At 67.9% G+C, this 3,563-nt stretch carries 6 protein-coding genes; 4 read left to right on the top strand and 2 right to left on the bottom strand.

What is annotated here, in order from left to right; all coding sequences use genetic code 11:
- Positions 1-167: 167 nt before the first annotated feature.
- Together RMO04_RS10595 and RMO04_RS10590 are read left to right on the top strand one after the other, a co-directional pair.
- The gene (locus RMO04_RS10595) at positions 168-581 is read left to right on the top strand and encodes a hypothetical protein (RefSeq protein WP_309644750.1); all 414 of its coding nucleotides are present in this window, start codon (positions 168-170) and stop codon (positions 579-581) included.
- A 105-nt stretch (positions 582-686) separates the two neighbouring features.
- Entirely contained in the window at positions 687-1,508 is an 822-nt protein-coding gene (locus RMO04_RS10590) for an aminoglycoside phosphotransferase family protein (RefSeq protein ID WP_309644749.1), read from the top strand.
- Here RMO04_RS10590 and RMO04_RS10585 read toward each other — a convergent pair.
- Positions 1,505-2,476 (bottom strand): SDR family NAD(P)-dependent oxidoreductase, encoded by a 972-nt coding sequence (locus tag RMO04_RS10585; RefSeq protein ID WP_309644748.1) that lies wholly within the window; start codon positions 2,474-2,476, stop codon positions 1,505-1,507. The genes RMO04_RS10590 and RMO04_RS10585 overlap by 4 nt on opposite strands.
- A gap of 68 nt (positions 2,477-2,544) precedes the next feature.
- The gene (msrB, locus tag RMO04_RS10580; protein WP_309644747.1) at positions 2,545-3,036 is read right to left on the bottom strand and encodes a peptide-methionine (R)-S-oxide reductase MsrB; all 492 of its coding nucleotides are present in this window, start codon (positions 3,034-3,036) and stop codon (positions 2,545-2,547) included.
- 59 nt (positions 3,037-3,095) lie between these two features.
- On the opposite strand from msrB, the gene RMO04_RS10575 reads away from it, so the two are divergent.
- Entirely contained in the window at positions 3,096-3,416 is a 321-nt protein-coding gene (locus RMO04_RS10575) for a heavy metal-binding domain-containing protein (RefSeq protein ID WP_309644746.1), read from the top strand.
- 6 nt (positions 3,417-3,422) lie between these two features.
- Positions 3,423-3,563 (top strand): biotin carboxylase N-terminal domain-containing protein (locus RMO04_RS10570; RefSeq protein ID WP_309644751.1); only part of this gene is annotated, 141 nt, incomplete at its 3' end.

The following is a 3,563-nucleotide window of genomic DNA, read 5'->3' as shown; positions in this document are numbered from 1 at the left end:
CCAAGCAACTCACCAATCCCTGGAAGAAACACGACAACATCCCGCTCTAGCGCGGCGCGGATATGACTGACGGACCATTAACCTGTTCAGCCAGCATTCAGGCGCGGTGCGTCAATCTGATCCTCGAAACCGGCCCCATTTGTGGATCTCGCCGGAAGGAGGTCACGATGAACAAGACCCTGACCGCGGCCATCGCGGCCCTGACCATCGGCGGTGTGGTCGCCTCGGCGATCCCTGCTCAAGCCCAATCCTATCGCGACGGCCGCTATGATCGTCGCCATCGCGACAACGACGACAATGGCAAGGCCATCGCCGCCGGTGTGATCGGTTTGGCGCTGGGCGCCGCGCTTGGCAGCGCCAGCCGCAACGACAATTCGCGCTACTACGACAACCGTCGCTACGATGATCGCTACCACGACCGCTATCGCGGCTCGCACGGCTACAACCAGCCCTATGGCTACGCTCAGCCCTACGGCTACGCCTACGCCCAGCCGCGCTATCGCGTCTGCACCACCCGCGAGCGGGTCTATGACCGCTATTCAGGTCGCCCGATCACCATTCGCCGCGAATACGCCTGCTGATCGCGGCCGACGCGCAGGACTTACGAGACCCCTTCGGCGTCCGCCGGAGGGGTTTTTCGTCGCTCGCAGGGTCGCGCGCCATCGCGGGCCGCCTATGTTCACGCGATGAGCGACACCCTGTTTCAGCCCTGGCTCGACCGCTGGGGCCTGTCACCTGATGGCGAGGCCTTTTCCACGCCCTATACGCGCAGCTGGCTCATGCCTGTCCGGCGCGGGCGCGAGCCCGCCATGCTCAAGCTCGCCTATGAGGTCGAGGAGCAGCGCGGCGGAGGCCTGATGGCCTGGTGGGCCGGGGAGGGCGCGGCGCGGGTGCTCGCCCACCACGGCGAAGCCCTCCTACTGGAACGCGCCATGGGGCGCGGCGACCTGGTCGAGATGGCCGGGACCGATGACGATGGCGCCACGGCGATCCTGTGCCGCGCGGCCATGGCGCTTCACGCGCCGCGCGCCACCGTACCGCCAGCCACTCTGGTTCCGCTCGCAACGTGGTTCGCCGCGCTTGGGCCTGGAGCCGCCCGGCATGGAGGGGTTCTGGCCAAGGCTCACGCGACGTCCGAGCTGCTGCTGGCCGATCCGCGCGAGGTGAGCGTCCTGCATGGCGACCTTCACCACGAGAACGTGCTGGACTTCGGCCCTCGCGGCTGGCTGGCGATCGATCCCAAGGGCCTGGTCGGCGAGCGCGGCTTCGACTACGCCAACATCTTTTGCAATCCCGATCCCCTGGTGGCCGCGCCGCCAGAGCGGATGCGGCGACAGGTCGAGGTCGTGGCCGAGAGCGCCGGCCTTGAGCGCCGACGGCTGCTGCAATGGATCCTGGCCTATGCCGGACTGTCGGCGAGCTGGACGCTTGAGGACGCCAATGATCGCGACGAGATGGTCGCCGCCCTGACGACGGCTGAGATCGCCGCCGCCGAACTGGGCTTCTAGCCGCCGATCCGCCAGCCAACCTCGGCGGCGAAGTCCTGATAGAACTTGGGTTCGTAGGCGCCTTCCGGATCGCGCCGCACCCATTCGTCCAGCCGGTGGGCGTCGTCTCCGACGAGGATGCGCCAGCGCTCGTCGCGGACTCCGTCCAGGATGACCTTGGCCGCCGCCGCGGCGGTCATCGGCGCGTCTTCCAGGAAGCGGCGGGCGGCCTCGGAGCTCATGGCGCGGATGGCGTCGTCGCTGACCTCCGTCATGTCCATGCCCGCCGCGGCGGCGCGGGCGCGGGCCGCGGCGACCTCGTCGGCGGAGAGTTCGTCGGAATCGACCCCGCCCTGCACCTTGCGGGAGTTGGCGACGATGGAGGTGCCGATGTGGCCGGGCATGACCACCGAGCACTTGATGTGCGGCGCGGTGATCCGCAGGTCGGTGACCAGGGCCTCGGTGAAGCCCTTCACTGCGAACTTCGCCGCCGCATAGGAGGTGTGGGAGGTGTTGGGCCCGATGGTCGCCCAGAAGCCGTTGACGCTGGAGGTGTTGACGATGTGCCCCTCGTCGGCGGCCATCAGCATGGGCAGGAAGGTGCGCACCCCCAGATAGACCCCGCCCCAGCAGACATTGAAGGTCTTCTCCCAGGCCGCGCGACTGTCGGTGACCATGCTGCCGCCGCCGGCGATCCCGGCGTTATTGAACAGCAGGTGGATGCGGTCGGTCTGCTGCTGGTCCTTCAGCTCCTCGCGGAAGGCGATCAGCGCGGCCTCCAGCGAAACGTCGGCGATGTGGGTGGTGACCTTGGTGCCCTGCGGCCTGCCGTCGGCCTCGATCAGCCGGACCGTCTCTTCCATGGCCTTCGCCGAGACGTCGCACATGGCGACATTGCAGCCCTCGGCGGCGAGCTGGCGGGCCAGCTCGCGCCCCATGCCCGTGCCGCCGCCGGTGATCACGGCGGTCTTGCCTGCGAAATCCTTCACGGTGTCGCCTCCCTGGCGCTGTTTGCCGGGAGCCTAGCGCGGTTTCCCCGCGGTCCGCCTAGTTCAGATCAGGCGTGGGCGAGATGGGCGTTGTCGCCGCGCTTCAGCGGGTCGCGCAGGGGCTGGCCGTTCTGAGTGAACTCCAGCGAGATCGAGTTGATGCAATAGCGCAGCCGCGTCGGCGCGGGGCCGTCGGGGAAGACGTGACCCTGGTGGCTGTCGCAGCGGGCGCAGCGGGTCTCGATGCGGATCATGCCGTAGCTTGTGTCGCGTACGGCCTTCACGTGGGCCTCGTCATAGGGGGCGAAGAAGCTGGGCCAGCCGGTGCCGCTCTCGAACTTGGTCTTGGCCTGGAAGAGCGGCAGGGCGCACAGGCGGCAGCAGTAGACGCCGTCCTGCTTGTTATCGAGCAGGCCGCCGCAGAAGGCCGCCTCGGTGCCGTGGTGCAGCAGCACCTCGGCCTCCTCGCGGGTCAGGCCCGCTTCGAGGGTCTGGCGCTCGCTCGCGTCGGGCGCGGTGAGATCGAATCCGGAGGGTGAGGTGGCGGCTGGCGTGCTCATGGGTCCCAATCTAAGTTGCCCGACCTGATTACGAAAGTGCGCCGCAGGAGGATGCAGGCATGATCACCAGCACAACGCCCGAAATCGCCAACCGGACCATCGCCGAGACCCTCGGCGTCGTCAGCGGCGAGGCCATCATCGGCGCCCACATCTTCCGCGACCTGTTCGCGGGCATCACCAACATCATCGGCGGCCGGGCGGGCGGTTACGAGAAGGCCCTTCGCGAGGCCCGCGACATCTCCATCCGCGAGATGTGCGACGAGGCTCAGCGGCTGGGCGCCGACGCCGTGGTGGGGGTCGACCTGGACTATGAAACCCTGGGCGTCGACAACGGCATGCTGATGGTGACCGCCGCCGGCACCGCCGTGAAGCTGCGCTAGGACCTGATGTTCTCGAAAATCCTCATCGCCAACCGGGGCGAGATCGCGGTTCGGATCATTGGGACGTGTCGTCGGATGGGGATCGCCACGGTGGTGGTCTATTCGGAGGCCGACGCGGACTCGATGGCGGTGGAGCTGGCCGACGAG

It is taken from the genome of Phenylobacterium sp., from assembly GCF_031412415.1.
Lineage (GTDB): Bacteria > Pseudomonadota > Alphaproteobacteria > Caulobacterales > Caulobacteraceae > Phenylobacterium.
Note: the sequence above shows the minus strand (reverse complement) of the source record. Positions and strands in the feature narration are given on the sequence as shown.